Annotated in this window: 21 protein-coding genes and 2 tRNA genes; 11 read left to right on the top strand and 12 right to left on the bottom strand. The window is 41.9% G+C overall.

Going from position 1 to position 23307, the window contains the following annotated elements; translation table 11 throughout:
• Positions 1–113 precede the first annotated feature (113 nt).
• Positions 114–539, top strand: coding sequence for a hypothetical protein (locus tag EL144_RS01055; RefSeq protein ID WP_005702169.1), 426 nt, complete (start codon positions 114–116; stop codon positions 537–539).
• A 78-nt stretch (positions 540–617) separates the two neighbouring features.
• Here the strand turns inward: EL144_RS01055 and yigB are convergent, their stop codons facing one another.
• The 3 genes from yigB to dapF are packed head-to-tail and all read right to left on the bottom strand — an operon-like array spanning position 618 to position 3064.
• Positions 618–1331, bottom strand: coding sequence for a 5-amino-6-(5-phospho-D-ribitylamino)uracil phosphatase YigB (gene yigB / locus EL144_RS01050; RefSeq protein ID WP_005702920.1), 714 nt, complete (start codon positions 1329–1331; stop codon positions 618–620).
• A gap of 11 nt (positions 1332–1342) precedes the next feature.
• Positions 1343–2230 (bottom strand): tyrosine recombinase XerC, encoded by an 888-nt coding sequence (gene xerC, locus EL144_RS01045; protein ID WP_005702919.1) that lies wholly within the window; start codon positions 2228–2230, stop codon positions 1343–1345.
• A 9-nt stretch (positions 2231–2239) separates the two neighbouring features.
• Positions 2240–3064 carry a diaminopimelate epimerase gene (gene dapF / locus EL144_RS01040; RefSeq protein ID WP_005702918.1) on the bottom strand — a complete coding sequence of 275 codons (825 nt, stop codon included), beginning with the start codon at positions 3062–3064 and terminating at the stop codon, positions 2240–2242.
• Between the two features lie 229 nt (positions 3065–3293).
• On the opposite strand from dapF, the gene asd reads away from it, so the two are divergent.
• Positions 3294–4403 (top strand): aspartate-semialdehyde dehydrogenase, encoded by a 1110-nt coding sequence (gene asd / locus EL144_RS01035; RefSeq protein WP_005702917.1) that lies wholly within the window; start codon positions 3294–3296, stop codon positions 4401–4403.
• 212 nt (positions 4404–4615) lie between these two features.
• Here asd and EL144_RS01030 read toward each other — a convergent pair.
• Both EL144_RS01030 and EL144_RS01025 read right to left on the bottom strand, forming a co-directional pair.
• Positions 4616–4692 (bottom strand) — tRNA-Arg (locus tag EL144_RS01030).
• Between the two features lie 33 nt (positions 4693–4725).
• A tRNA-Pro gene (locus tag EL144_RS01025) sits at positions 4726–4802 on the bottom strand.
• Positions 4803–4961: 159 nt separating this feature from the next.
• Between EL144_RS01025 and folD the strand changes: the two genes are divergently transcribed.
• Positions 4962–5819: a bifunctional methylenetetrahydrofolate dehydrogenase/methenyltetrahydrofolate cyclohydrolase FolD gene (gene folD, locus EL144_RS01020; protein ID WP_005702916.1), complete on the top strand. Its 858-nt coding sequence runs from the start codon at positions 4962–4964 to the stop codon at positions 5817–5819.
• A gap of 92 nt (positions 5820–5911) precedes the next feature.
• Here folD and groL read toward each other — a convergent pair whose 3' ends face one another.
• From groL to EL144_RS01005, 4 genes are all read right to left on the bottom strand, one after another.
• Positions 5912–7555: a chaperonin GroEL gene (gene groL, locus EL144_RS01015; protein ID WP_005702915.1), complete on the bottom strand. Its 1644-nt coding sequence runs from the start codon at positions 7553–7555 to the stop codon at positions 5912–5914.
• A gap of 117 nt (positions 7556–7672) precedes the next feature.
• Positions 7673–7828, bottom strand: coding sequence for a hypothetical protein (locus EL144_RS11320; RefSeq protein WP_165820506.1), 156 nt, complete (start codon positions 7826–7828; stop codon positions 7673–7675).
• 18 nt (positions 7829–7846) lie between these two features.
• Positions 7847–8140 carry a co-chaperone GroES gene (locus EL144_RS01010; RefSeq protein WP_005702913.1) on the bottom strand — a complete coding sequence of 98 codons (294 nt, stop codon included), beginning with the start codon at positions 8138–8140 and terminating at the stop codon, positions 7847–7849.
• 82 nt (positions 8141–8222) lie between these two features.
• A complete protein-coding gene (locus EL144_RS01005; RefSeq protein ID WP_005702912.1) occupies positions 8223–8705 on the bottom strand; it encodes an FxsA family protein in 483 nt (160 codons plus the stop codon).
• A gap of 225 nt (positions 8706–8930) precedes the next feature.
• Between EL144_RS01005 and aspA the strand changes: the two genes are divergently transcribed.
• Positions 8931–10349 carry an aspartate ammonia-lyase gene (gene aspA, locus EL144_RS01000; RefSeq protein WP_005702911.1) on the top strand — a complete coding sequence of 473 codons (1419 nt, stop codon included), beginning with the start codon at positions 8931–8933 and terminating at the stop codon, positions 10347–10349.
• A gap of 175 nt (positions 10350–10524) precedes the next feature.
• Positions 10525–11562: a glycosyltransferase family 9 protein gene (locus EL144_RS00995; protein ID WP_032994745.1), complete on the top strand. Its 1038-nt coding sequence runs from the start codon at positions 10525–10527 to the stop codon at positions 11560–11562.
• Here EL144_RS00995 and yczE read toward each other — a convergent pair.
• Entirely contained in the window at positions 11506–12171 is a 666-nt protein-coding gene (gene yczE, locus EL144_RS00990) for a membrane protein YczE (protein WP_032994744.1), read from the bottom strand. The genes EL144_RS00995 and yczE overlap by 57 nt on opposite strands.
• Positions 12172–12534: 363 nt before the next feature.
• On the opposite strand from yczE, the gene EL144_RS00985 reads away from it, so the two are divergent.
• The 6 genes from EL144_RS00985 to EL144_RS00960 all read left to right on the top strand — a co-directional run bounded on the left by EL144_RS00985 (position 12535) and on the right by EL144_RS00960 (position 20696).
• Positions 12535–13785 carry a NupC/NupG family nucleoside CNT transporter gene (locus EL144_RS00985; protein WP_050692616.1) on the top strand — a complete coding sequence of 417 codons (1251 nt, stop codon included), beginning with the start codon at positions 12535–12537 and terminating at the stop codon, positions 13783–13785.
• A gap of 114 nt (positions 13786–13899) precedes the next feature.
• Positions 13900–14619 (top strand): purine-nucleoside phosphorylase, encoded by a 720-nt coding sequence (gene deoD, locus EL144_RS00980; RefSeq protein ID WP_005702908.1) that lies wholly within the window; start codon positions 13900–13902, stop codon positions 14617–14619.
• A gap of 195 nt (positions 14620–14814) precedes the next feature.
• Positions 14815–17241 carry a poly-beta-1,6 N-acetyl-D-glucosamine export porin PgaA gene (gene pgaA, locus EL144_RS00975; protein WP_050332636.1) on the top strand — a complete coding sequence of 809 codons (2427 nt, stop codon included), beginning with the start codon at positions 14815–14817 and terminating at the stop codon, positions 17239–17241.
• A 15-nt stretch (positions 17242–17256) separates the two neighbouring features.
• Positions 17257–19155 carry a poly-beta-1,6-N-acetyl-D-glucosamine N-deacetylase PgaB gene (gene pgaB, locus EL144_RS00970; RefSeq protein WP_050332635.1) on the top strand — a complete coding sequence of 633 codons (1899 nt, stop codon included), beginning with the start codon at positions 17257–17259 and terminating at the stop codon, positions 19153–19155.
• Positions 19156–19164: 9 nt separating this feature from the next.
• Positions 19165–20400: a poly-beta-1,6-N-acetyl-D-glucosamine synthase gene (gene pgaC, locus EL144_RS00965; RefSeq protein ID WP_032994743.1), complete on the top strand. Its 1236-nt coding sequence runs from the start codon at positions 19165–19167 to the stop codon at positions 20398–20400.
• Between the two features lie 2 nt (positions 20401–20402).
• Positions 20403–20696, top strand: a complete 294-nt coding sequence (locus EL144_RS00960; protein WP_005702190.1) for a hypothetical protein — start codon at positions 20403–20405, stop codon at positions 20694–20696.
• Positions 20697–20761: 65 nt separating this feature from the next.
• On the opposite strand, the gene EL144_RS00955 is transcribed toward EL144_RS00960, so the two are convergent.
• Positions 20762–22759, bottom strand: coding sequence for a TonB-dependent receptor plug domain-containing protein (locus EL144_RS00955; RefSeq protein WP_050332633.1), 1998 nt, complete (start codon positions 22757–22759; stop codon positions 20762–20764).
• Position 22760: 1 nt separating this feature from the next.
• Entirely contained in the window at positions 22761–23258 is a 498-nt protein-coding gene (locus EL144_RS00950) for a hypothetical protein (protein ID WP_005702899.1), read from the bottom strand.
• Positions 23259–23307: the final 49 nt, after the last annotated feature.

Genomic DNA, 23307 nt, shown 5'->3' with positions numbered 1-23307 from the left:
GTATGAAAGCAATTACCGTACCACAAGAAAAGCCATATATTCATTTGTATATAAAATAAAAGTGCTATACTTAGCTAGATTCTGTTATTTTTTCACTATCAAAGGAGATGTTTATGAAATTGATGACTAAATTTAGTGTTGCCGTAGCTTGTGTCTTTATTGCCGCTTGCGCGCCGCGAGATACCGTTCACCACTTAGATATTCAAAGCGCATTAAATTCCCCTGAGGCGAAAGGCGTGGTGAGCCCGAAAGTAAAACTTTATTTCGGTAAACCGGCACCAGGCAAAGTGATCACCGCTAATGCTGTGACCAACAAGAAAACTAACGCCGCCAATAAATCTGATGAAAAAGCTTGCCAACGCGCTTTCTTGTCTGCAGTGAAACAATTACAAGAAAAAGCCGAAGCCTCCGGCGCTACCAAAGTGGGGAATATCGTGAGTTATTACAAGAAAAATACCTTCAAAAGCACCAGCCAATATGAATGCCATGCCGGGCATCTTATCGGTGGCGTAGCATTAAAAGGGGATATTGTTAGATAATCCAGTTTTCAAATTAGAAAGGCATAGCTCAAACTATGCCTTCTCTGCTAAAAAACATTTTTAAAATCCACCGCACTTTTAAGCGTATAACGCTAATAACCCTACCAAATCCGCCATTTCTATTGTGGGTAAAATACGTGCCTCATTAAATTGATAAATGGATTTTTCGCTTGAATTTAACCATACCGATTGGCAACCGGCCTGCATGGCGCCTTGAACATCGGTGATAAGGTTATCGCCAACATGCAAAATCTGATGCGTCGGAATATTAAAATAACAGGCAGTTTGGCTGAATAAATCAGTGTGGGGCTTGGCTCGTCCATGTTCGCCGCCACGGAGAATGACATCGAAATGATCGAGCCCGATACGCGTCGGATCCACATTGCCGTTGGTAATGGCAACTAATTTATAACGTTGTTTAAGCCGTTTCAGAATCTCAAGACTTTGTGTCGGTACGGTTATTTGATGACGCCAATGTAAAAAATATTTCATTGCCTGCGAAGAAATATCGGAAATTTCCACCGCACTTTTTTGCCGCGTAGCCAATAGCGCCTGTAAACTTTGCGTTCGCCACAAGGTCACATCTTCCTGTAACAACGGATCTTGCTTTGCGGTATGTTGTTTCCAAACGCACCATGATTCTTGATCAAAATCCGTTATGCCGCCATGGGTCTGCACAAACCGAATAAATTCGGCTTCCGCGTTGGCAATCACTTGTGTGTTGTCATATAGCGTGTCGTCGAGATCAAAACTCATCACCTGAAAGGGCATTAAAGTGCGGTAGAAAATCATCGCGTTTTTCCTTATTTTTTACGTTTTGCTCGTGGGTGGGCAGAGTCATAAACTTCCGCCAAATGTTGGAAATTCAGGTGGGTATAAATTTGCGTGGTGGACAGATTGCTATGACCTAATAATTCTTGCACCGCACGCAAATCGGAGCTGGCTTCCAACATATGAGTGGCAAAAGAATGGCGCAGTTTATGCGGGTTCAAATGGCTATTTAATCCTTGCCGAATGCCCCAGGTTTCCAAGCGCATTTGAATAGCACGATGCGACATACGATTACCTAACTGGCTGACAAATAGCGCCTCATCTTTCGGATTAAATAATAACCGCACTTTGAGCCATTGTTGAATGGCGTGGGAGGCGTAACGTCCCAGCGGTACCACCCGTTCTTTGTTGCCTTTACCAATCACCCGCACCTCACGCACACGGATGTTAATACTGTTGAGGTTTAGCCCTTGTAATTCCGATAAACGCAAGCCTGAGCTATACAGTAATTCAATGATGGCACGATCGCGAATATCGATGGGCTCTTTGCTGTCGTTGGCAAGTAGCTGTTGCACTTGCTCGGTGTCAATATTTTTCGGTAAATGCTTGGCTTGTTTCGGCGCGGAAATACCGGTGGCCGGGTTGACTTTCAGTTCTCCAAGTTGCACCAAATAACTTAAAAACCGTCGTAATGCAGACAGGCGTAGCGCCAAACTTTTTTCATGTAAGCCGTCTTTGTGGCTTTGTGCTATTACAAAACGAACTACACTTGGCGTGACTTGTTGCCATTGTTGAATGCCGGCATGCTGTAAAATTTCGATAACACGTACTAACTGACGCCGATAGTTGCTTAACGTATGCGGGCTGACTTGGCGTTCAATTTTCAGATAAGTCCAATATCTCTGTAGTGCGTTTTGCATGGCGAATTCTTATAAATAAATCACACCGTCGTAAACGTGAGTGGCGCTACCCGTCATGTAAAGCGGATGACCTTCGCCTTGCCATTCAATGGTTAAACTACCGCCGGGCAAATCCACCTGTACTTCGTTGTCCAATACGCCTTGCATAATGCCTACCGCGACAGCCGCACAAGCACCGCTTCCGCACGCTTGGGTTTCACCTGCGCCGCGCTCATACACACGTAACTTAATGTGTTTGCGGTTTACCACTTGCATAAATCCTGCATTGACCCGTTCCGGGAAGCGTTCGTGGTTTTCCAACAAGGGGCCGAGTTGTTGCACATTGGCGGTCTGAATGTCTTCCACCTGTACCACGCAATGCGGATTGCCCATAGACACTGCGCCACACAACACAGTTTGCACCGTCGTGCGCAAAATATAATTTTTCTCGAATTTATTGGCAGTAAATGGAATTTTGTTCGGCTCCCAAACAGGTTCGCCCATATTCACCCGCACATTGCCATCCTCTTTCACGCTAAGTACCATCTTGCCTTTTTGCGTGCTCACGGCGATGTCTTTTTTATTGGTTAAGCCTTTTAATGTGACAAAACGGGCAAAGCAACGCGCGCCGTTACCGCATTGCGCCACTTCACTACCGTCCGCATTAAAAATACGATAATGAAAATCCAGTTCGGGATCATAAGGCGGTTCCACCACCAACAGCTGATCAAAACCAATACCACGATGACGATCTGCCAAGCGTTTGATGGTTTCTGTGGGAAAATAAACATTCTGCGTGACCGCATCCACCACCATAAAATCATTGCCCAGCCCGTGCATTTTGGAAAATTGCATAGTTGTCCTTAGTTAATGAATTTAGTTGAATTATAACACATAAGGTGTCATTTTCGTGTGGTCCCATTCATGTGGTCGGCAGAAGGTATTTAAAAAAAGTGCGGTCGATTTTTCAATTATTTTTAAAAATGAAAAAAATATCGGAAAAACACTTGCTTTTGGGCGCGATCTCTTGCTATTAATTAAATCCTCACATTTCTCAAATCATATCTAATTAAAGGACACACTTATGAAAAACGTTGGTTTTATCGGTTGGCGCGGAATGGTGGGTTCCGTTTTAATGGAACGTATGCAGCAAGAAAATAATTTTGCGAACATCAATCCGGTTTTCTTTACCACTTCTCAAGCAGGTCAGGCGGCGCCGACATTTGCCGGCAAAGACGCAGGCACGTTGAAAGACGCGTTTGATATTAACGAGTTGAAGAAGTTAGACATTATTGTCACTTGCCAAGGCGGTGATTACACCAACGAAGTGTATCCAAAATTAAAAGCGGCCGGTTGGGATGGCTATTGGGTGGATGCAGCGTCTGCATTGCGTATGGAAAAAGACGCCATCATCGTATTAGACCCGGTAAACCAACACGTGATTAGCGAAGGCTTGAAAAACGGCGTGAAAACCTATGTGGGCGGTAACTGTACGGTGAGCTTGATGTTAATGGCGTTAGGCGGCCTATTTAAACAGGATTTAGTAGAATGGATCTCAGTAGCGACTTACCAAGCTGCGAGTGGTGCAGGCGCTAAAAATATGCGTGAGTTGTTGGTACAAATGGGCGAGCTGAATGGTGAAGTCAAAGAGTTATTGGCACAACCGCATTCTTCCATTTTAGACATTGAGCGCGCCGTTACGGCAAAAATGCGTGACAGCGATTTCCCAATTGATAACTTCGGTGCACCATTGGCCGGCAGCTTGATTCCATGGATTGATAAACTTTGGGAAAACGGACAAACCAAAGAAGAGTGGAAAGGTTACGCAGAAACCAACAAAATTCTTGGCTTAAGCGACAACCCGATTCCGGTAGACGGCTTGTGTGTACGTATCGGTGCTTTACGTTGCCACAGCCAAGCCTTCACCATTAAATTAAAACGTGATATTCCGTTAGCGGAAATCGAGCAAATTTTAGCGTCTCACAATGAATGGGTGAAAGTGATTCCGAACGACAAAGAAACCACATTACGCGAGTTAACGCCAACCAAAGTTACCGGCACATTAAGCGTTCCGGTCGGCCGTTTACGTAAGCTCAATATGGGACCTGAATATTTAGCGGCGTTTACCGTGGGTGACCAATTGTTATGGGGCGCGGCAGAACCGATTCGTCGTATTTTGGTGCAGTTGGTTTAGGCATATTCATGACATAAGAATACAAAGGGCTGTTTCAAACAGCCCTTATTTTTTGCTCATAGCGTTAAAAAAGAAAAATATTTAAAAGAATTACTCATAACTCACTCATATGATTTATTTTTCCGGTTACGAGGGAGGAGTAAAGATAACATTCAAAACGTTGTTTTTTATGACCGCACTTTAATGGGAAGTCTGCTCAAAATGAGGTTTAATGGCACGCCCTAAAGGATTCGAACCTTTGACCCACGCCTTAGAAGGGCGTTGCTCTATCCAGCTGAGCTAAGGGCGCGTTGTAAAAGGAGTATTAAAGAAGTAGATAGAGTGGTCGGCGAGATAGGATTTGAACCTACGACCCACTGGTCCCAAACCAGTTGCGCTACCAAGCTGCGCTACTCGCCGAAAAGATATGTAGCATTATAGTTTTCTTTCATATTCAGTCAATAAGTTTTTTTTATTTTGCCATTAATCGTCTAAATTTATCGCAATTCGGCTTACATAAAATATGGTTTTCTGACAAAATAGCAAACGTTTGTATTTTCTTTCTCATCGGAGATGCTAATGACCGCACAAATTATTTCAGGAACTCAGTTATCCAATCAAATAAAGTCTAATGTCGCTCAACAGGTTTCACAGTATGTCGAACGAGGGAAACGAGCGCCGGGATTAGCGGTGATTCTGGTGGGCGCCGATCCTGCCTCGCAAGTGTATGTCGCTAGCAAACGTAAAAGTTGTACTGAAATCGGCATCACGTCAAAATCTTACGACTTGCCGGAAACTACTACAGAGCAGGCATTGTTGGAACTCATTGAGGAGTTGAATCAAGATAATACGGTCGATGGCATTTTGGTTCAGTTGCCGTTGCCAAAACACATTGATAGTACCAAAGTGATTGAAAAAATTTCACCGGAAAAAGATGTGGATGGCTTTCACCCCTATAATGTCGGACGTTTATGTCAACGTATTCCGACATTGCGCGCCTGTACCCCTTACGGTGTGATGAAATTATTGGAAACCACCGGTATTTCTTTTTATGGCAAACATGCGGTAATTGTGGGGGCTTCCAATATCGTCGGTCGTCCAATGGCGCTCGAATTATTGTTGGCTGGTTGTACCGTCACGGTGACACACCGTTTCACCGAGGATTTAGCAAGTCATATTCGTCAGGCAGATATTTTAGTCGTTGCTGTGGGCAAGCCGAAATTTATTAAGGGTGAATGGATAAAAGAAGGTGCCGTGGTGGTGGATGTGGGCATTAACCGCATTGATGGCAAACTGGTTGGTGATGTGGAATTTGAGATTGCAGTCGAGCGCGCGGCTTATATTACGCCGGTGCCGGGTGGCGTTGGCCCGATGACGGTGGCAATGTTGATGCAAAATACCCTTTCCGCTTATGAAAAACACGAAAATTTAGTGTAAAAGTGCGGTCATAAAAAACAACGTTTTTTTGGATTTACAAAAAAGCCCTTGATTTGACTCAAGGGCTTTTGTTTTTTTCGATACGGGAGGTATTACATCATTCCGCCCATGCCTCCCATGCCTCCCATGCCGGCAGCACCTAGGTCAGCTTTGTCATCTTTTGGTAATTCGGTCACCATACACTCGGTGGTGATCATTAAACCGGCGACAGAAGCCGCGAATTGTAATGCGGAGCGAGTTACTTTAGTCGGATCTAAAATACCCATCGCAATCATATCGCCGTATTGCTCGGTACCTGCGTTATAACCAAAGTTTCCTTCGCCGTTTTTCACCGCACTTGCGACTACAGAGGCTTCTTCACCCGCGTTCGCTACGATTTGACGTAATGGGGCTTCCATGGCGCGAAGGGCAAGTTTAATACCAACGTTTTGTTCTTCGTTGTCACCACGTAAGTCTGCTACTTTGCTGGCTGCGCGAATTAACGCCACACCACCACCGGCAACCACGCCTTCTTCCACAGCTGCACGAGTTGCGTGTAGCGCATCTTCCACGCGGGCTTTTTTCTCTTTCATTTCTACTTCCGTTGCTGCGCCGACTTTAATTACCGCAACACCGCCGGCGAGTTTCGCCACGCGTTCTTGTAATTTTTCTTTGTCGTAGTCGGAAGTGGATTCTTCGATTTGTTGACGAATTTGCGCCACACGACCTTGGATTTGCGCTTCATCGCCGATACCGTCGATGATTGTGGTGTTGTCTTTGTTAATGACAACGCGTTTCGCTTGACCAAGATCTTCAAGAGTGGCTTTTTCTAACTCCATACCGATTTCTTCAGAAATCACAGTACCTGCAGTTAAAATCGCAATATCTTGTAACATCGCCTTACGACGGTCACCAAAGCCCGGTGCTTTCACTGCAGCCACTTTCACGATGCCACGCATGGTGTTCACTACCAATGTCGCTAACGCTTCGCCTTCTACGTCTTCAGCAATGATTAATAACGGTTTACCTGCTTTTGCAACGCCTTCTAGTACCGGTAATAATTCACGAATATTCGAGATTTTTTTATCTACTAATAAAATGAATGGGTTATCTAATTCTACAGTCGCGGTTTCCGGTTTGTTGATGAAATATGGGGAAAGGTAACCGCGATCAAATTGCATACCTTCAACCACATCCAATTCGTCCTCTAAGCCGGTGCCGTCTTCGACGGTAATCACGCCTTCTTTACCCACTTTTTCCATGGCTTGTGCGATTAATTGACCCACAATGCTGTCGGAGTTTGCGGAAATGGTACCCACCTGTTCGATTTCTTTAGAGGTTTCGCAAGGTTTGGAAAGGGATTTAAGTTCGGCAACGACGGCAGTAACCGCTTTGTCAATACCGCGTTTTAAATCCATTGGGTTCATGCCTGCCGCTACGGCTTTTAGGCCTTCGTTCACGATGGCTTGCGCTAGAACAGTTGCAGTGGTTGTACCGTCACCGGCGGCATCATTGGCTTTAGAAGCAACTTCTTTCACCATTTGTGCGCCCATGTTTTCAAATTTATCTTCTAATTCGATTTCACGTGCCACAGACACCCCGTCTTTGGTGATGGTTGGTGCGCCGAAAGATTTGTCTAACACTACGTTACGGCCTTTTGGACCAAGAGTGACTTTTACTGCGTCGGCTAAAATATTTACGCCTTTTAACATTTTTACTCGAGCATCATTGCCGAATTTTACGTCTTTTGCTGCCATGTTTAATTTCCTTTGTAAGTTGTGGACGGACTAAATAAAGTCCGTCGATAAATGTTATGTTTGACATATAGGACTAACGTCCGCCCTACGATAACTAAACCTTATTATGTCTGATTTTTAGTTACCTTTTCTACACTCTCTACACCAGCTTTGATTAGTTGCGCCAGCGGGCATATTTCTAAAGCCGAATTTTTCATCAAGTTCTTGGTAATTATTAGCTACTGTCTTTTTGCAATGTGGACAGGTATGCGGAAGTTTTAACGTACCACTCATAATACAATTGCTCCTACTCTACAATTCTACAATCGCCAAAATATCGCCTTCGGAAATGATGAGCACTTCCTCACCATCGATTTTTTCTGTTTTTACGCCATAGCCATCGTTGAAAATTACGGTGTCGCCGACTTTAACGTGCATTGGATGAACGGAGCCGTTTTCTAAAATGCGTCCTTGGCCTACCGCTAATACTTTCGCGCGGGTGGATTTGGTTGCGGCGGAGCCTGTCAATACGATACCACCGGCAGAGCGGGTTTCTACATCTTCACGTTTTAAAATGACTTTGTCGTGTAATGGACGAATCTTCATCTGAAATTTCCTCTATTTCTAGTTAATTAAAAAGTTTTTCTTATATGGGAATCATTTTTCGGCTTTCAAGGGAGTGTCGAAATTATTTTAACCGTTTATGCTCATCGACTTCTTTTTCAAATTCTGCGTCGATAATGTCCTCATCTTTGCGCTGATCGCCGTGGCGGTGATAAAAAGTGCGGTCGGTTTTAAACATGTTTTGACGAAAGAATATAAATCGATTGCCGATTAAGGCATGTATTATGTAACGACCGAACGGGCTTAACAGTACGCAGGCGAAAATATCGGTAACGAAACCGGGAATGACAAAAAGCACACCGGCGACAAGCCAACGCAGGGAACTGAAAAGTGTGTCTGTGGGCAATTCGCCTTGTTTTAGCTGTTGTTTTGCACGGGTGAGGCTGTACCAACCGCGAGCGCGAATGATGGCAATGCCCAGTAACGAGGAGCCAATTAGCAACAGAATCAGTATCATAATACCCAAATGGCTTCCTAGCCAAACTAACAGGCTCAGTTCGGCATAAATAAACAGGAAAACGGCGAAAAGAAAGGCGATAAACGGCATATTGACTCCTTGGATATACATTGGATATGAATCTTACCTACTTTATTTTGTAGCACAATCATTATTCATAAGTACATCTTTCGGGTTAGAAAAACTAATCTGAAAAATAAAAATAAGTCGTAAATAGGCATAAAAATCTGTGACTTAGATCAATTAAATTTTGGTCTAATTTTCTATAATCTAAATGTTTCAAAGCAACGTGTTATGTATAAAAGGAGAGCCCAAATGACACAATATAGAAAAGAAGTGGATTTATTAGGTGAACGTGAAGTTCCTGCAGATGCTTACTGGGGTATTCATACATTAAGAGCGGTGGAAAATTTTAACATTTCGAATGTCACCATTTCTGATGTACCGGAATTTGTTCGCGGTATGGTGATGGTGAAAAAAGCGGCAGCATTGGCGAATGGTGAACTAGGCGCCATTCCACAAAATATTGCAGAAGCAATTGTAAAAGCTTGTGATGAAGTGTTGGTGAACGGCAAATGTTTGGATCAATTCCCATCTGATATTTACCAAGGCGGTGCAGGCACTTCCGTCAATATGAACACCAATGAAGTGATTGCCAACTTAGCGTTAGAGATTTTAGGTCACAAAAAAGGTGAATATAAATACCTCGACCCAATGGATCATGTGAACGCTAGCCAATCCACCAACGATGCGTACCCTACCGGTTTCCACATTGCCGTGTACAACAGCGTGATCAAACTTCTCGAAAAAGTCGCTTATTTACAACAAGGTTTTGAAAATAAAGCGAAAGAATTTGAGAAAGTCTTGAAAATGGGACGTACCCAATTACAAGATGCGGTGCCAATGACCGTTGGTCAAGAATTTAAAGCGTTTGCAGTGTTAATGGCAGAAGAAGTGAAACACTTAAAAGCCGCTGTAGCACACTTGCTTGAAGTGAACATGGGCGCGACTGCAATCGGTACCGGTTTAAATACCCCACAAGGGTATGTGCCTTCTGTTGTAAAACATTTATCCAACGTTACCGGATTACATTGCACCGGTTCAGAAAACTTAATTGAAGCCACTTCTGACTGCGGTGATTATGTTTCCGTGCATGGCGCGTTAAAACGCACTGCGGTGAAATTGTCAAAAATCTGTAACGACTTACGTTTACTTTCTTCTGGCCCTCGTGCGGGTATTAAAGAAATCAACTTGCCTGAATTACAAGCCGGTTCTTCCATCATGCCGGCAAAAGTGAACCCGGTTGTGCCGGAAGTGGTTAACCAAGTGTGCTTCAAAGTGATTGGTAATGACACCACTGTCACCTTTGCCTCAGAAGCAGGTCAATTACAATTAAACGTGATGGAGCCGGTGATTGTACAAGCCATGTTTGAATCCATTGAGATTTTAGGCAACGCCTGTGTGAACTTACGCGATAAATGCGTTGATGGCATCACCGTAAACAAAGAAACTTGTGAAAACTATGTTTACAACTCCATCGGTATTGTCACTTACTTAAACCCATTCATCGGCCACCACAATGGCGACTTGGTGGGTAAAATTTGTGCACAAACCGGTAAAGGTGTGCGTGAAGTGGTCTTGGAAAAAGGCTTGTTAACCAAAGAACAATTGGATGACATCCTTTCCGTGGAAAACTTGATGAACCCAACTTACAAAGCCAAGTTAAATAAATAAGTGAATTTAGTGAACAAATCGCCAAATAAATAGTCGAAGAGGTAACTTGTTTATTTAGGTTAAAATCAGTGTCTTAATGGATTGGGATGCTGATTTTTTATGTCTGAAATCTTTTTAATACTCGGTAGTCAGGCTAGAATAAGCGCCGTTATTGCTAAGGAATAGGAAATAAATCATGAACATATTGGTGATCAGAAACGATAAATTAGGCGATTTCATGTTAGCGTGGCCGGCGTTTGCGATGTTGAAAGCTTCGGATTCATCGCTAAAACTAACCGCACTTGTACCGTCTTACACCGTTGAACTGGCGCGCGCTTGCCCTTATCTGGATGATGTGATCATTGATGCACCAAAAAACGACAAAATGGCATTTCAGCGTGTCGTAAACGAGATCAAAGCACAGCAGTTTGATGCGATGATCAGCTTTTTTTCCAATACACATAACGCTAAATTAGCGTGGAAATGCCGTATTCCTTATCGCTTGGCGCCGGCCACCAAATGGGTGCAGTTTTTCTATAATCATCGTCTGACGCAACGTCGTTCTCAATCCGCCAAGCCGGAATTTGAATATAACTTGGATTTGGCCCGTGCGTTTTTACGCGATCACAAGATCCCTGTGGTTGAACCGCACACACCTTATCTTTCCTTTGAGCAAAGTGCGGTGGATTTTCAGCGTGAATTTTTGTGCGACCAACTCAAGATCGATACCTCGAAAAAATGGATTTTTCTACACAGCGGTTCAGGCGGTTCCGCCAATAATTTATCACTTACGCAATACGCTCAATTAATCCAAGGTCTCTTGCGCCATTTGGATGTCTATGTGATTTTAACCGCCGGTCCAAATGAAAGTGAAAAAGCCCGTGAATTGGCAGGACTGGTACAGGATCCTCGGGTGGTGATTTATGACAAAAATAATGGGTTGGTAGATTTTGCGCTTTCTTTAGCCTGTGCCGATTTATTTATCGCTGGGTCAACCGGACCGTTGCACTTAAGTGGCGCGTTAAACGTGCCGACCATCGGATTTTACCCAAGTCGTCGTTCTGCCACCCCTTTGCGTTGGCAGCCGATTAATGATGCCGATAAGCATTTAGCGTTCTGTCCGCCTAATGATAAAGCCAGTCAAACGGATTTGAGTCAAATTAGGATTGATGAAAAGTTAGATGAAGTTATTCACTTTATCGCGAAAGTGTGGAATGCGGTTGATAAAAAATAGCGTATATTGCACTACCCAGCCAATGCCGAAGGCAAACATGAGCGTGCCGATGCCTAATACGCCGCCAAGTAGGAAACCGAATACACAGACCAACACTTCAATAGACGTGCGAACGATGCCGATTTTCCAATGAAAATGTTGGCATAAGCCGACCATTAAGCCGTCACGCGGGCCGGGGCCTTGATGGCAGGTTAAATAAAAGGCGGTGCCGATGCCGAACAATAAAATGCCGACAATAGCATAAGCAAAACGGGCATAAAGTGCGGTCGGTTTTTGCAGTAAATAGGTGGTTAACCCCAAGAAGAAGGCGATCACGAAAATATTCATTACCGTTGCCAACCTGGGTTTGAGCCTTAATGGAAACCACGCCAACATGACAATCATGCTGATGATCCAAGAGGCCCAACCTACGCTGAATTGGCCTTGTGTTGCCACCCCTTGGGACAACACCGTCCAAGGTGCAGAGCCTAAATCCGACAACAATAACAACCCCTCGCCGAATCCAATGACCGTCAAGGAGCATAGCAAAACGCTGAGGGATTTGAATTCAATCGACCATAGCGATTTGGCAGCCCAAGTGGTGTGTGGAAAAACGTGAGGTTTTTTCATGTAAGATGTAGCTCGTAAGGATAGAATTTTTATAAAACGAAAGGCATTATCCCAAGCTTTCACTATTCTGTCTAAGCAATTCTCTGCTATTGAAACCGAATTTTGTGATAGAGATCACAAATTATCCTCCTCGTAGAATTGAGTTTCACTCCATAAGTTTTTACAATGACTAGCACTTTTTATTCCGATTTTATTCCGACGATTGAAGACACAAATTAGCAAATTATGGGAAACGTTTCACTATTCAAAACGTGGGAACAATTGATTATTTAATTGTGACATGACAGACGAAATTGATTCATGTTTTTAATGAAAAACAAGTTAGAATAGACAGATTTTAATTCACTTACTTTTGAGGTTCTTATGGACATTTTAATTAGCGTTATCGGGATTTTCGTGTTGTTAGGAATTGCCGTTTTATTCTCTAACAACCGTAAAGCGATAAATTTGCGTACCGTGTTCGGTGCATTGGTCATTCAAATTGCAATTGGCGCCTTTGTGCTTTATGTGCCGGCAGGACGTAGTGCATTGAAGGCCGCTTCCGATTTCATCGGTAAAGTTATTGGTTTTGGTAACGAAGGGATTAGCTTCGTATTCGGTGGTTTAACGGATCCAAGCCAAAGTTTTGGTTTTATCTTTGCCATTAAAGTATTACCTGTCATCATCTTCTTCTCTGCCTTAATTTCTTTGCTTTACCATATCGGTGTGATGCAAGTAATAATCAAGCTGATCGGTGGTGGATTGCAAAAATTATTAGGTACATCAAAAGCGGAGTCTATGTCTGCAGCAGCGAACATCTTCGTTGGGCAAACTGAAGCACCATTAATCGTAAAACCGTTTATCGGTCGTATGACACAATCTGAGTTATTTGCTGTGATGGTTGGTGGTGTAGCTTCTATCGCCGGTTCCGTAATGGCGGGTTATGCCGGTATGGGTGTGCCGTTACCTTATTTAATCGCGGCTTCCTTCATGGCGGCCCCAGGCGGTTTGCTATTTGCTAAAATTATGTTCCCGCAAACAGAAAAACCGGATGAGACTTTAAAAGAAAGTTCGGATGTTGAAAAACCGTCTAACGCGATTGAAGCATTAGCAAATGGTGCTCGTGATGGTATGCACTTAGCTATGAACGTAGGTGCAATGTTAATCGCCTTCGTTTCTGTCATTGCGTTAATTAACTGGATTTTAAGCAGTTTTGGCGGGGTTTTCGGCGAACCTGATTTGACTTTACAAGTGATTTTAGGCTGGATTTTCAAACCGTTGGCGTATTTAATCGGGATTCCTTGGGAAGAATCCGCGGTTGCTGGTCAAATGATTGGTTTGAAATTAGCAGTAAATGAATTCGTTGGTTATTTGGAGTTCACCAAATACTTGCAACCTGATGCCGCCATGGTATTAAGTGATAAAACCAAAGCTATTATTACTTTCGCCCTTTGCGGTTTCGCTAACTTCAGTTCCATTGCCATCTTAATCGGTGGTTTAGGTGGTATGGCGCCGAATCGTCGTAGCGATGTTGCTCGTTTAGGGCTAAAAGCCGTAGTTGCCGGTTCATTATCTAACTTAATGAGTGCAACTATTGCTGGTTTATTTATCGGTTTAAGTGGTGCTGTGCTATAAAGTGCGGTATGATTTCACCATGTTTTTTATGATGACACCACGACCTGTTCGTGGTGTTGTCGTTTCTAAGCAACGGAAACGTTTGCTTCACCATGTCAATAAGAGGAAAAGACTATGACTCCACATATTAACGCGCCAGCCGGTGCATTTGCCGATGCCGTATTAATGCCGGGCGATCCGCTTCGTGCTAAATATATTGCGGAAACTTTTTTGGAAAACGTACAGGAAGTGACTAACGTACGCAATATGTTAGGTTTCACCGGTACTTATAAAGGTCGTCGTATTTCCGTGATGGCACACGGCATGGGGATTCCGTCCTGTTCTATCTATGCCAAAGAGTTAATTACCGAATACGGCGTAAAAAAATTGATTCGTATTGGTTCTTGCGGTGCTGTGCGAATGGATGTGAAATTGCGTGATGTGGTTATTGGTGCCGGTGCTTGTACCGATTCCAAAGTTAATCGCATTCGTTTTAAAGATAACGACTTCGCAGCCATTGCTGATTTTGGTTTAACCCAAGCGGCAGTACAAGCAGCAAAAGCGTTAGGCGTGAAAGCACGTGTCGGTAATTTATTCTCCGCTGATTTATTCTATACGCCGGATGTAACAATGTTTGATGTCATGGAAAAATATGGCATTCTTGGCGTAGAAATGGAAGCTGCCGGTATCTATGGTGTAGCAGCAGAATATGGTGCGCGTGCGTTGACAATTTGTACTGTGTCAGACCATATTCGTACCCATGAATTAACCAGTGCAGAAGAGCGTCAGTTAACTTTTAATGAAATGATTAAAGTAGCTTTAGAAGCTGTTTTAATTGATGATAAAGAAGCGTAAGTCTATCAATTGTTTTGAATGCTAAAGCGCGATTAAAAATTTAGGTATTTTGTAGCAAATACTTAATGTTGGTATTTGCTACTTTTTATATGTAGAATAGTTATTGAACTAATTTGTAACCTACTGTCTTTCTGACTACTTAGTTAAATTAAAGAAATTTTCCACTATTTTTTAATAATTAAATGGAATAAATAAATGAAATGTACAAGTTATCTCTTTAAGGTAGCATTTATCAGTGGTATTTCGCTTTCAACAATACCATTGGCATACGCCAACCAAACCCCAATTGATGTTGAACGTGAAAAAATTATTATTTTTTCCAGACAGGGGGAGACTGAATTAAAACAGGCCATTCCAAAATTAGAGGCTTTATTTCAACGTACTAAAGATTTAAAAGTTCGCGATGATTTAATCGCCCTTTATCTCCGTAGTAACCAATTTGCACAGGCGATGAGCATATGTACGGATTGTACTCCTAGTCAATTTTCTGAAAGTGAATTGGAAAATCTTGGCAAAGCTGCCCGCAATGAAAAACAATTTCAACGTTCTTTTGAATTGTATTCCCAGTTAAACCGAAAATATCCGCAAAACCCGAATGGTTTATTAGGTTCGGCATTGGCAGCAACTGAATTGAAAAATTATGCCATCGCAAAAGATGCACTTATTCGTTATAAAAAACGTTTTGGGGCGGATGCGGGATATCTTGATGCTCAAAGTTATTTATTGGATTTTACCGAATCTGATATGGTGAAATTAGGACGTTGGCAAAAAGAATTGGCAAAAAATCCGAAAAATACCGCCCTTGTCATGAATTTATATCGTTTAGCGTCCAAATATAATATTCATCCGTTGCAAGAAAAACTACAACAGGATTATCCGGATTTGTTCAGTCAAAAAGATCAACTTTGGTTTGAGCATGATAAAGCGGTTTCTTCAGCTAAGAATGTAGCGGGCAATCGGGAATATCTAAAAAAATCATTCGCGGAATTGACCGCACTTTTACAAAAAATTGAGCCGAAACATCCGCTTTATCAACAAACACAGTTTGACCGATTCGTATTAGGAGTGAGACTTCATAAATTTGATGAAATTGAAAGTGATTACAATACGTTAAAAGATTTACCAAATTCACCGATGTATTTACAGGAAGCCTTGGGTGATTATCGTTTGGCACAAGGTTCGCCACATCAAGCCCTAGCAACATACGAAGTGATTGTTCAACAAAATACTGAAAAGAAACAACCGATTAGTGATGGATTGTTCTTGAAAATGTCTTTGGCTGCAAGTGATGCAGGGAAGTTTGCTTTAGCCCAACAATATTTGGAAAAAGTGAAAGACGCGCCTTATGTGAATGACTATACACATACTTCCCGCGTGGTAAATCCATCCTACGATGAACGTTATTTTGGCTTGGCTCGTTTAGCATTATGGCGTGGTAATCCGAGATTAGGACAAGCATTAGTTGATGCTCGGGCGTTGGATAAAACCCCAGGGGACCCTTGGGTATTGTTGCAAAAGGCTGACTTAGAACGTAGCCGTAATAATTTTGATGATGCCAAAATCTGGGCGCACAAAGCAGAGGTTTTCTTCCCTGGGGACGAGGATAAGAAATTTGTGCGTTATTCATTAATTGAAACGGCATTAAGACAGAATGACTTACCGACTGCTGCACGCTTAATTAATGAAATGAGTAGCAAAGAAAAGGAAGATGCACAATCGTTGATTGAACGTTATCACTTAGCTCGTAGTGGTCGCATTGTCGGCAGTATTAATTTGCAACACCGTACATCTGCCCCGATTAAACAACATAATGAGTTTTCGCAAAATTATGCGATTTACACACCAAAAACAGCCAATGGGCATGATGTGTATGTGCGTTATTTAGAAACCCATTCACCAGTGGGGCGTAGTGATTTAAATGCACAATTTATTGGCGTTGGTTCTGAGCTTAATTTCTATCCTTTCATTGTGAATCTTGAGACCGGTAAAGGTATTAAGCTCAATAAACGTGCTTATGTGACATCTGATTTAAGTTATGAATTAAACCAACGTTGGAAATTTAACTTGAGTGGTCACTTAAATGGTAGTCAAGTGCCCGTGAGAGCAGCTGCACAGAATGTGTATACCAAAGGTGGTGGGGTTTCTTCCACTTATACCTATTCCGATTGGTTTGTTTTGGGTGGCGGGGTTTATTTCTCCGACTTTAGTGATGGCAACTTAAGACGTGATGCGAATTTGTGGCTGAACACCCAAACCTTTAAGCATGATCGTTGGACGTTAACTAATAATTTCCGTGTGGATTATATGAAAAATAAAACCATTGCATCGGCTGATTATTATAATCCGTCTAAAGCAGTGGGGTATGAGGCAAGCGCAGATCTTGCGTATTACCAACCGTGGGATCATAAAATCATCCTAACACATCATTTTAAAGGCGCTTTGGGGGCTTATAAACAACAAGCACAAGATCGCGCCAAAACATGGTCGATTGCTTATGGACATGAATGGCGAATTGCGAAGAAATACAGTCTTTCTTATGAGATCGGGCGTAAAAAGAATATTTATGATGGCAACCCCGAATTTAATAACTTTGGCAATTTAGCCTTTTCACTGTATTACTAATTTTCGGTGGGATTCATGAAAATTTTACAAAAATTAACACAATTTATTATTTTTACATTAATTTTTCTTACTGGAACGGTGTTTGCACAAGATCGTTACGCTGTGTTGGCCTATCATTCAGTGGTGGATGATACAGCATCAAAAGAAGAAAAATACTATTTTCCACAAACTATTTCGGCAAGTTTGTTGATTAACCACTTTAACTGGTTGAAAGATAACGGCTATAACATCGTAAGTTGGCAACAAATTATTGATGCAGAAAATGGTAAAGGCACTTTGCCGGATAATGCTGTATTGCTCTCTTTTGATGACGGTTATGCGACTATGTATAACGTGATCTACCCGATCTTAAAGGCCTATAATTATCCTGCTGTATTTGCGCCGGTTTCCAGTTGGTTAAATACGCCGGTAACGAAGAAAATTCCTTATGCGAACACACATCTTCCACGTAGCGTTTTTGTGACTTGGGAGCAAGTACGTGAAATGGAAAAAAGCGGGTTAGTGGAAATTGCTTCGCATACTCATGACTCACACCATGGTGTGCGAGCCAATCCGGCAGGCAGTCAACTTCCTGCAGTCATAGCGCCGGAATATAAAAATAATAAATATGAGACCAAGGCTGAATACCGAAATCGTTTAGTGCGTGACTTCACTCTATCTTCTCAAAGCATTCAACGCCAAGTCGGCAAAAAGCCTCGCATTATGGTTTGGCCTTATGGTCAGTTTAACAATACAGCGATTGATGTGGCTCGCGAAGTTGGGATGGACCATCACTTTACGTTAGGTGAAAAACTGATTAATAAAGTGGGCGATAAGTATATCGGGCGTTTATTAATTGACACGGAAACCGGCTTTTCGACTATCAAGCATTTTCTTGACGGTGTGAATGACGACGTAAAAATGTCACGCGTTGTGCATATTGATCTTGATGACATCTACAATGCTGACAAAAAACAACAAGCCAAAAATTTAGACGTATTAATTGAACGGATTTATCGCTACGGTATTACGACTGTTTATTTACAGGCTTTTTCCGACACTGATGGAGATGGCGCGGCTGATGCGTTGTATTTCCCGAATAGCTATTTGCCGGTAAGAGATGATATTTTCGGTCAAATTGCGTGGCAGTTAAGAACTCGTGCTGAAGTGAAGGTTTATGCCTGGATGCCGGTATTAGCGTTTGATTTGCGAAATAGTGTAAAAGATGCCGAATATATAGTGGATAGCCACACTAACCAACTACGACTTTCTCCTTACAGCCGTAAGAATATTGAAATAATTAAGTCTATTTATAACGACTTATCTTTTTACGCCAAATTTGACGGTATTTTATTCCGTGATAAAACTTTCTTTGGTGATTTTGAGGGTTTGCCGAGTAACAGTAATCAAAGTGTGGTCAATTCTGCGACTAAACAGAAGACCGATGATTTGATTGAGGTGACGGATCAGTTAGTGGAAGGGTTAAAACCCTATTTCTTGTTTGGTACAGATTCTTTAAGAACCGTGCGCAATATATATGTTTCGATGCTTACCGAACCGAAAGCAGCAGAGTGGTTAGCACAAAATCTTAGCATTTTAACCAAACACTATAACACTACTGCTATTATGGCTATGCCTTATATGGGACATGAACAAGACATTTCTGAGAGACAGGCAAAAGCATGGTTTGAAACCTTGATTAACAATGTCAAAGCACAAGTTCCATTGGATAAAGTGCTCTTTGAGTTCCAAACTGTGAATTGGCGTACACAAAAACCGATTCCGGAAAGTGAGTTAATTAGTTGGATTCAGTTATTACAGAAACACAATATTTATAGTTATGGCTATTATCCGGATAATTTCTTGAAAGATCAGCCAAGCATGCACAAAATGCGTCCTTATATGTCGGTCAATACAAAAGCGGGTAAACCCTAAGGATAGATAATGAGTGTATTTGACATATTAAGTATATTCGTTTTCATGTACCCTGCCGGTATGGCGGTTTATTGGTTCATGGCCGGTGCTTGTTATTATCTCTTTAAGGAAGGCAAACTGAATGAACCGATTTCCCGCTATATGCCTAAACATGATGTGCCGATGATTAGTCTTATGGTGCCTTGTTATAACGAAGGTGACAACTTAGATGAATCGATCCCACATTTATTACAACTGAGATATCCTAACTACGAGCTAATTTTTATTAATGACGGTAGCAAGGATAACACCGGTGAAATCATTGATCGATGGGCAGCTAAAGAAAAGAAAATCACGGCATTACACCAAGAAAATCAGGGCAAAGCGAGTGCGTTAAACCATGGTTTAACCATTGCCAAAGGGAAATATGTTGCCTGCATTGACGGGGATGCTGTGTTGGATTACTACGCATTGGATTACATGGTGCAAGCCTTAGAGAAAGATCCGAAATATGCCGCTACCACAGGCAATCCGCGTGTGCGTAATCGCAGTACGATTCTTGGACGTTTACAAGTGTCCGAATTTAGCTCTATCATTGGCTTAATTAAACGCGCGCAAGGTTTAATGGGAACTATTTTCACTGTTTCCGGCGTATGTTGCTTATTCCGCAAAGATGTTATGGAAGAAATCGGTGGCTGGAGTACCAACATGATTACCGAGGATATTGATATCAGTTGGAAAATCCAAATTGCCGGTTACAATATCATGTACGAACCACGTGCGCTTTGTTGGGTATTAATGCCGGAAAGCATGAGAGGGTTATACAAACAACGGTTACGTTGGGCGCAAGGTGGTGCAGAAACTATTATTAAATATTTCCCGAAAATTTGGCATTGGAAAAACCGTCGTTTATGGCCGATGTATATTGAATACTTCGTTACAGCTATCTGGGCGGTGCTTTGGGTATTATTTGCGCTCTTCACTTTAGGACAAAAATTTATTTTCGGCATTGATATTGAAAATATGGGGCTGTTTGAAACCAATATTTCAGTTATGTTTTTTGCATTCTTTTTGCAATGCATTTTAAGTTTATATATCGACTCACGATATGAAAGGGACCTGTTGCGTTATGGTTTGTCCTGTATTTGGTATCCTTATATTTATTGGTTATTAAATACGGTGACATTGTTGGTAGGTATTCCTAAGGCGATTTTTAGAAATAAATCTAAATTTGCTGTATGGACAAGCCCGGACAGAGGAGTCTAAACATGTCTTCGTCAGATGAATTGCAAAAATCCATGGTGATTGATAAAAGTAATCACCTCTCATTTAAAATGCTCGCCAAAAACTTTATTTTGGATCTGCTTACTTGGGGGTTATGGATATACAGTATTGCGTTTATTATCAAATACGCAAAAGGCATTTTTACTCGGCCGATCTTAGAGGAGTTTTTTTTCCACGATGTGATTGGCCTTATGTTCCTCACTGCTATTGTACTTGTAGTGGTTACATTTTTCTGGTCGATAATTTCCAAAGGTAGACGTCAGAAAAAGAGAAAATAAAAACAAAAAAGTGCGGTTAAAAAAACAATTAAATTTTTAACCGCACTTTTATTTAACGTCTAACATCAGAAGCTATATTTCAAGTTAGAAAAATATACACGTCCTTCTTCCGGATAACCCGCCTGATAGTAATAGTTTTTATCAAACAAATTAGAAACACCTGCCTCGACACTAAACTGTTCAGTCACATTATAGGTGACTTTGGCATTTGTGTTGCCGAAGCCAGAGAGTTTGACGGTGTTATTGCCATCAAGGTAATAACGGCCATGTTCTGCTTCTTGGCTAATATACAGTGATACGTTCGGTATAATTTTCCAGTCGGCATAAGCGAAGAATTTATGTTTTGGAATATTTGTGACAATACGATCTGCTGTTTTATTTTTAGCCTGTGTATAAGTGTAGTTTGCGCCTAAGGTGAGGTTGTCTGTCGCAAACATCGCTGCAGCAAGCTCAAAACCTTTGAAGGTTTCCTTACCCACATTTTGGAATTGGTTAGTGTCGCGTCCTATGTTTACTTCATTAATTGCATCTTTCACTTCAGAATAAAACACTGCGCTATCTACTCTTAACCCATCACCAAATGTCCGCATATAACTGGCTTCATAGTGATATGCAGTTTCCGGACTTAAGAATGGATTAGGTACCTTAGGGCGCTTGCCTAAGCCGCGGGAATAACGCTCTTTCATTGTGGCAAAGCGGGTTTTCTTCGCAAGACCAATAGCAAGTTCATCATTTTGATCGAAGCTATGTGTGAACTTAATTTGGTAGTTAAGCGCATGCTGATTGCCAATATCAAATGGACAGATTGAGTGCGTTTGTTTTGTTGAAGGACATTTTTTTTCTTCATATTTTTCAGCGCGATTTGATTGACGATAATCATAGCTGATGCCGGCAATTAACTTCGTTTTCTCCGTAAAACGATAAGTATTTTCTAAACCGAAGCTATAAGTACGATCTTTATCTACGGCGACAGGATCATTATTATCATGTTCACGGTGAACGTCATATTTCACGATAGTGGAGAATTTCAAGCTATTTTTTTCCGTTAAATCGCCGCCTAAATCAAAGCCGGCGCCATAGGAATAATCACGGTAAAAGCTATTGAAACTTGGACGTTTCTTTTGTGTGCTAAAAGATGCATCATCAAAAGAGCGTAAATCATTTTTGAACGTGTCATAGAACACTTTGGTATTCAAATAAAAGTTATTCGAGCCGAATTCTGTGTGAGATAAAAAATAAATACTGTCTTTGTCCCACATCGGCCAGCGCCAGTATCTTGCAGAATCATCTGTGCCGGAGTAGAGCGGCGACTGTTTTGTTCCTTTTTGTGTTGAAAGCACCACGGCGTATTCATCCGTTGCATTAGGTGTAAATGCCATTTTTAAGCTGAGTTTTTTATCCCGTTGCACGGAGTTTTCCGCACGGCCACCGTCATCGCCTTTGGGATTGACTTGATGATAATGTTTGGAAAGTTGCAGTCCTTGTTTTTCTAAGAAAGAACCGCTTAGTTGGGTATAGAAATACGCTTGTTTTGTGCCTAAGTTAAAATAAGTTTGGTTTGTGCCGGTGTCACTACTTCTGCCATGCGCAAAACCGTAACCGATGGAACCTTCAAACGGTTGGGCCGGCTTTTGTGTAATCAGGTTTACCGCACCGCCTAGGGTATTGGCGCCATATAACACGGAGCTTGCGCCTTTGGAAATATCTATGCGGGACAAATTAAAGGTAGTGAAACGACCGATGTCCATATTGCTGTCATAAGGCACATATACTGGAACACCATCGATAAAGATTGGTACTCGGCGGGCATCAAAACCGCGTACTAACAAATTATGTTCATTGCGTGCGCCGCCACGATCTAAAAATACGCCCGGTGTGGTTTTTGCTACATCGGATACACGCGTTTGGTTGTTTTTTTGTAAGTCCGCCTGATTAATACGGGCAGTGCTTAAATCCGTCGATTTATCGGCAATCACCTCAATTTGTCCAAGCGTAAAAACCTCTTCGGCATACGCGGTTGTGCAAGCCATGGCAATGGCAGTGCAAAGTAATGTTTTTTTCATCTTAATGTCCTTTTAAGTTTAGATTCGATAGGGGAGGCGTAAAGCGAAGTTTCAGCGCAATCGTAGCGGCAGCAAAAATCTTCTCATCGTTATGCGGAAAATTTTGCCGCAAAGTGCGGTGAATATTTTTTACGTTTATTTTCCCTGCCACCAATTCTTGTTGTAGCGTGGTTAAATTCAGGTTTAATTGTTCGGCAATTTGCACAATGGAAAAATGCTCAAAGGTCATGATCAGACGATCTAAATTGCAATAACTCGGATAACGATTGTGTAGCACCAAATCGGCAAATTGCGTATTGATTTTCACCAGTTTATTTTTGCGGTTTAGCACATGTAATAACAAACTGGCAACCAGCAATAGGGCAAAGCTAATATGAATGTTAAGTAATGAGTCTATCGGCCAACCCCAAAGTAGCCCCACGCCACTTATCACCACACACAGCAAACTGATAATTAGCACGCACAACAGCAAAAATTTGTAAATAACCTCAAACTTCATGATCTTTATCCAATAGAGTTAAGGGAAAATATAACGATATATATTGATA

It is taken from the genome of Aggregatibacter aphrophilus ATCC 33389, assembly GCF_900636915.1.
In the GTDB taxonomy this organism is placed as follows: domain Bacteria; phylum Pseudomonadota; class Gammaproteobacteria; order Enterobacterales; family Pasteurellaceae; genus Aggregatibacter; species Aggregatibacter aphrophilus.
This window is presented reverse-complemented; position numbering and strand designations above follow the sequence as displayed.

Excerpts from the sequence above, each read along its gene's own strand:
- dapF (WP_005702918.1), bottom strand. The coding sequence starts at position 3,064 with ATGCAATTTTCCAAAATGCACGGGCTGGGCAATGATTTTATGGTGGTG.
- groL (WP_005702915.1), bottom strand. The coding sequence starts at position 7,555 with ATGGCAGCAAAAGACGTAAAATTCGGCAATGATGCTCGAGTAAAAATG.
- deoD (WP_005702908.1), top strand. The coding sequence starts at position 13,900 with ATGACTCCACATATTAACGCGCCAGCCGGTGCATTTGCCGATGCCGTA.
- EL144_RS01055 (WP_005702169.1), top strand. The coding sequence starts at position 114 with ATGAAATTGATGACTAAATTTAGTGTTGCCGTAGCTTGTGTCTTTATT.
- pgaA (WP_050332636.1), top strand. The coding sequence starts at position 14,815 with ATGAAATGTACAAGTTATCTCTTTAAGGTAGCATTTATCAGTGGTATT.
- folD (WP_005702916.1), top strand. The coding sequence starts at position 4,962 with ATGACCGCACAAATTATTTCAGGAACTCAGTTATCCAATCAAATAAAG.
- asd (WP_005702917.1), top strand. The coding sequence starts at position 3,294 with ATGAAAAACGTTGGTTTTATCGGTTGGCGCGGAATGGTGGGTTCCGTT.
- EL144_RS00955 (WP_050332633.1), bottom strand. The coding sequence starts at position 22,759 with ATGAAAAAAACATTACTTTGCACTGCCATTGCCATGGCTTGCACAACC.
- EL144_RS00985 (WP_050692616.1), top strand. The coding sequence starts at position 12,535 with ATGGACATTTTAATTAGCGTTATCGGGATTTTCGTGTTGTTAGGAATT.
- yigB (WP_005702920.1), bottom strand. The coding sequence starts at position 1,331 with ATGATTTTCTACCGCACTTTAATGCCCTTTCAGGTGATGAGTTTTGAT.
- EL144_RS00960 (WP_005702190.1), top strand. The coding sequence starts at position 20,403 with ATGTCTTCGTCAGATGAATTGCAAAAATCCATGGTGATTGATAAAAGT.
- EL144_RS00950 (WP_005702899.1), bottom strand. The coding sequence starts at position 23,258 with ATGAAGTTTGAGGTTATTTACAAATTTTTGCTGTTGTGCGTGCTAATT.
- pgaB (WP_050332635.1), top strand. The coding sequence starts at position 17,257 with ATGAAAATTTTACAAAAATTAACACAATTTATTATTTTTACATTAATT.
- EL144_RS11320 (WP_165820506.1), bottom strand. The coding sequence starts at position 7,828 with ATGAGTGGTACGTTAAAACTTCCGCATACCTGTCCACATTGCAAAAAG.
- aspA (WP_005702911.1), top strand. The coding sequence starts at position 8,931 with ATGACACAATATAGAAAAGAAGTGGATTTATTAGGTGAACGTGAAGTT.
- pgaC (WP_032994743.1), top strand. The coding sequence starts at position 19,165 with ATGAGTGTATTTGACATATTAAGTATATTCGTTTTCATGTACCCTGCC.
- EL144_RS00995 (WP_032994745.1), top strand. The coding sequence starts at position 10,525 with ATGAACATATTGGTGATCAGAAACGATAAATTAGGCGATTTCATGTTA.
- EL144_RS01005 (WP_005702912.1), bottom strand. The coding sequence starts at position 8,705 with ATGCCGTTTATCGCCTTTCTTTTCGCCGTTTTCCTGTTTATTTATGCC.
- xerC (WP_005702919.1), bottom strand. The coding sequence starts at position 2,230 with ATGCAAAACGCACTACAGAGATATTGGACTTATCTGAAAATTGAACGC.
- yczE (WP_032994744.1), bottom strand. The coding sequence starts at position 12,171 with ATGAAAAAACCTCACGTTTTTCCACACACCACTTGGGCTGCCAAATCG.
- EL144_RS01010 (WP_005702913.1), bottom strand. The coding sequence starts at position 8,140 with ATGAAGATTCGTCCATTACACGACAAAGTCATTTTAAAACGTGAAGAT.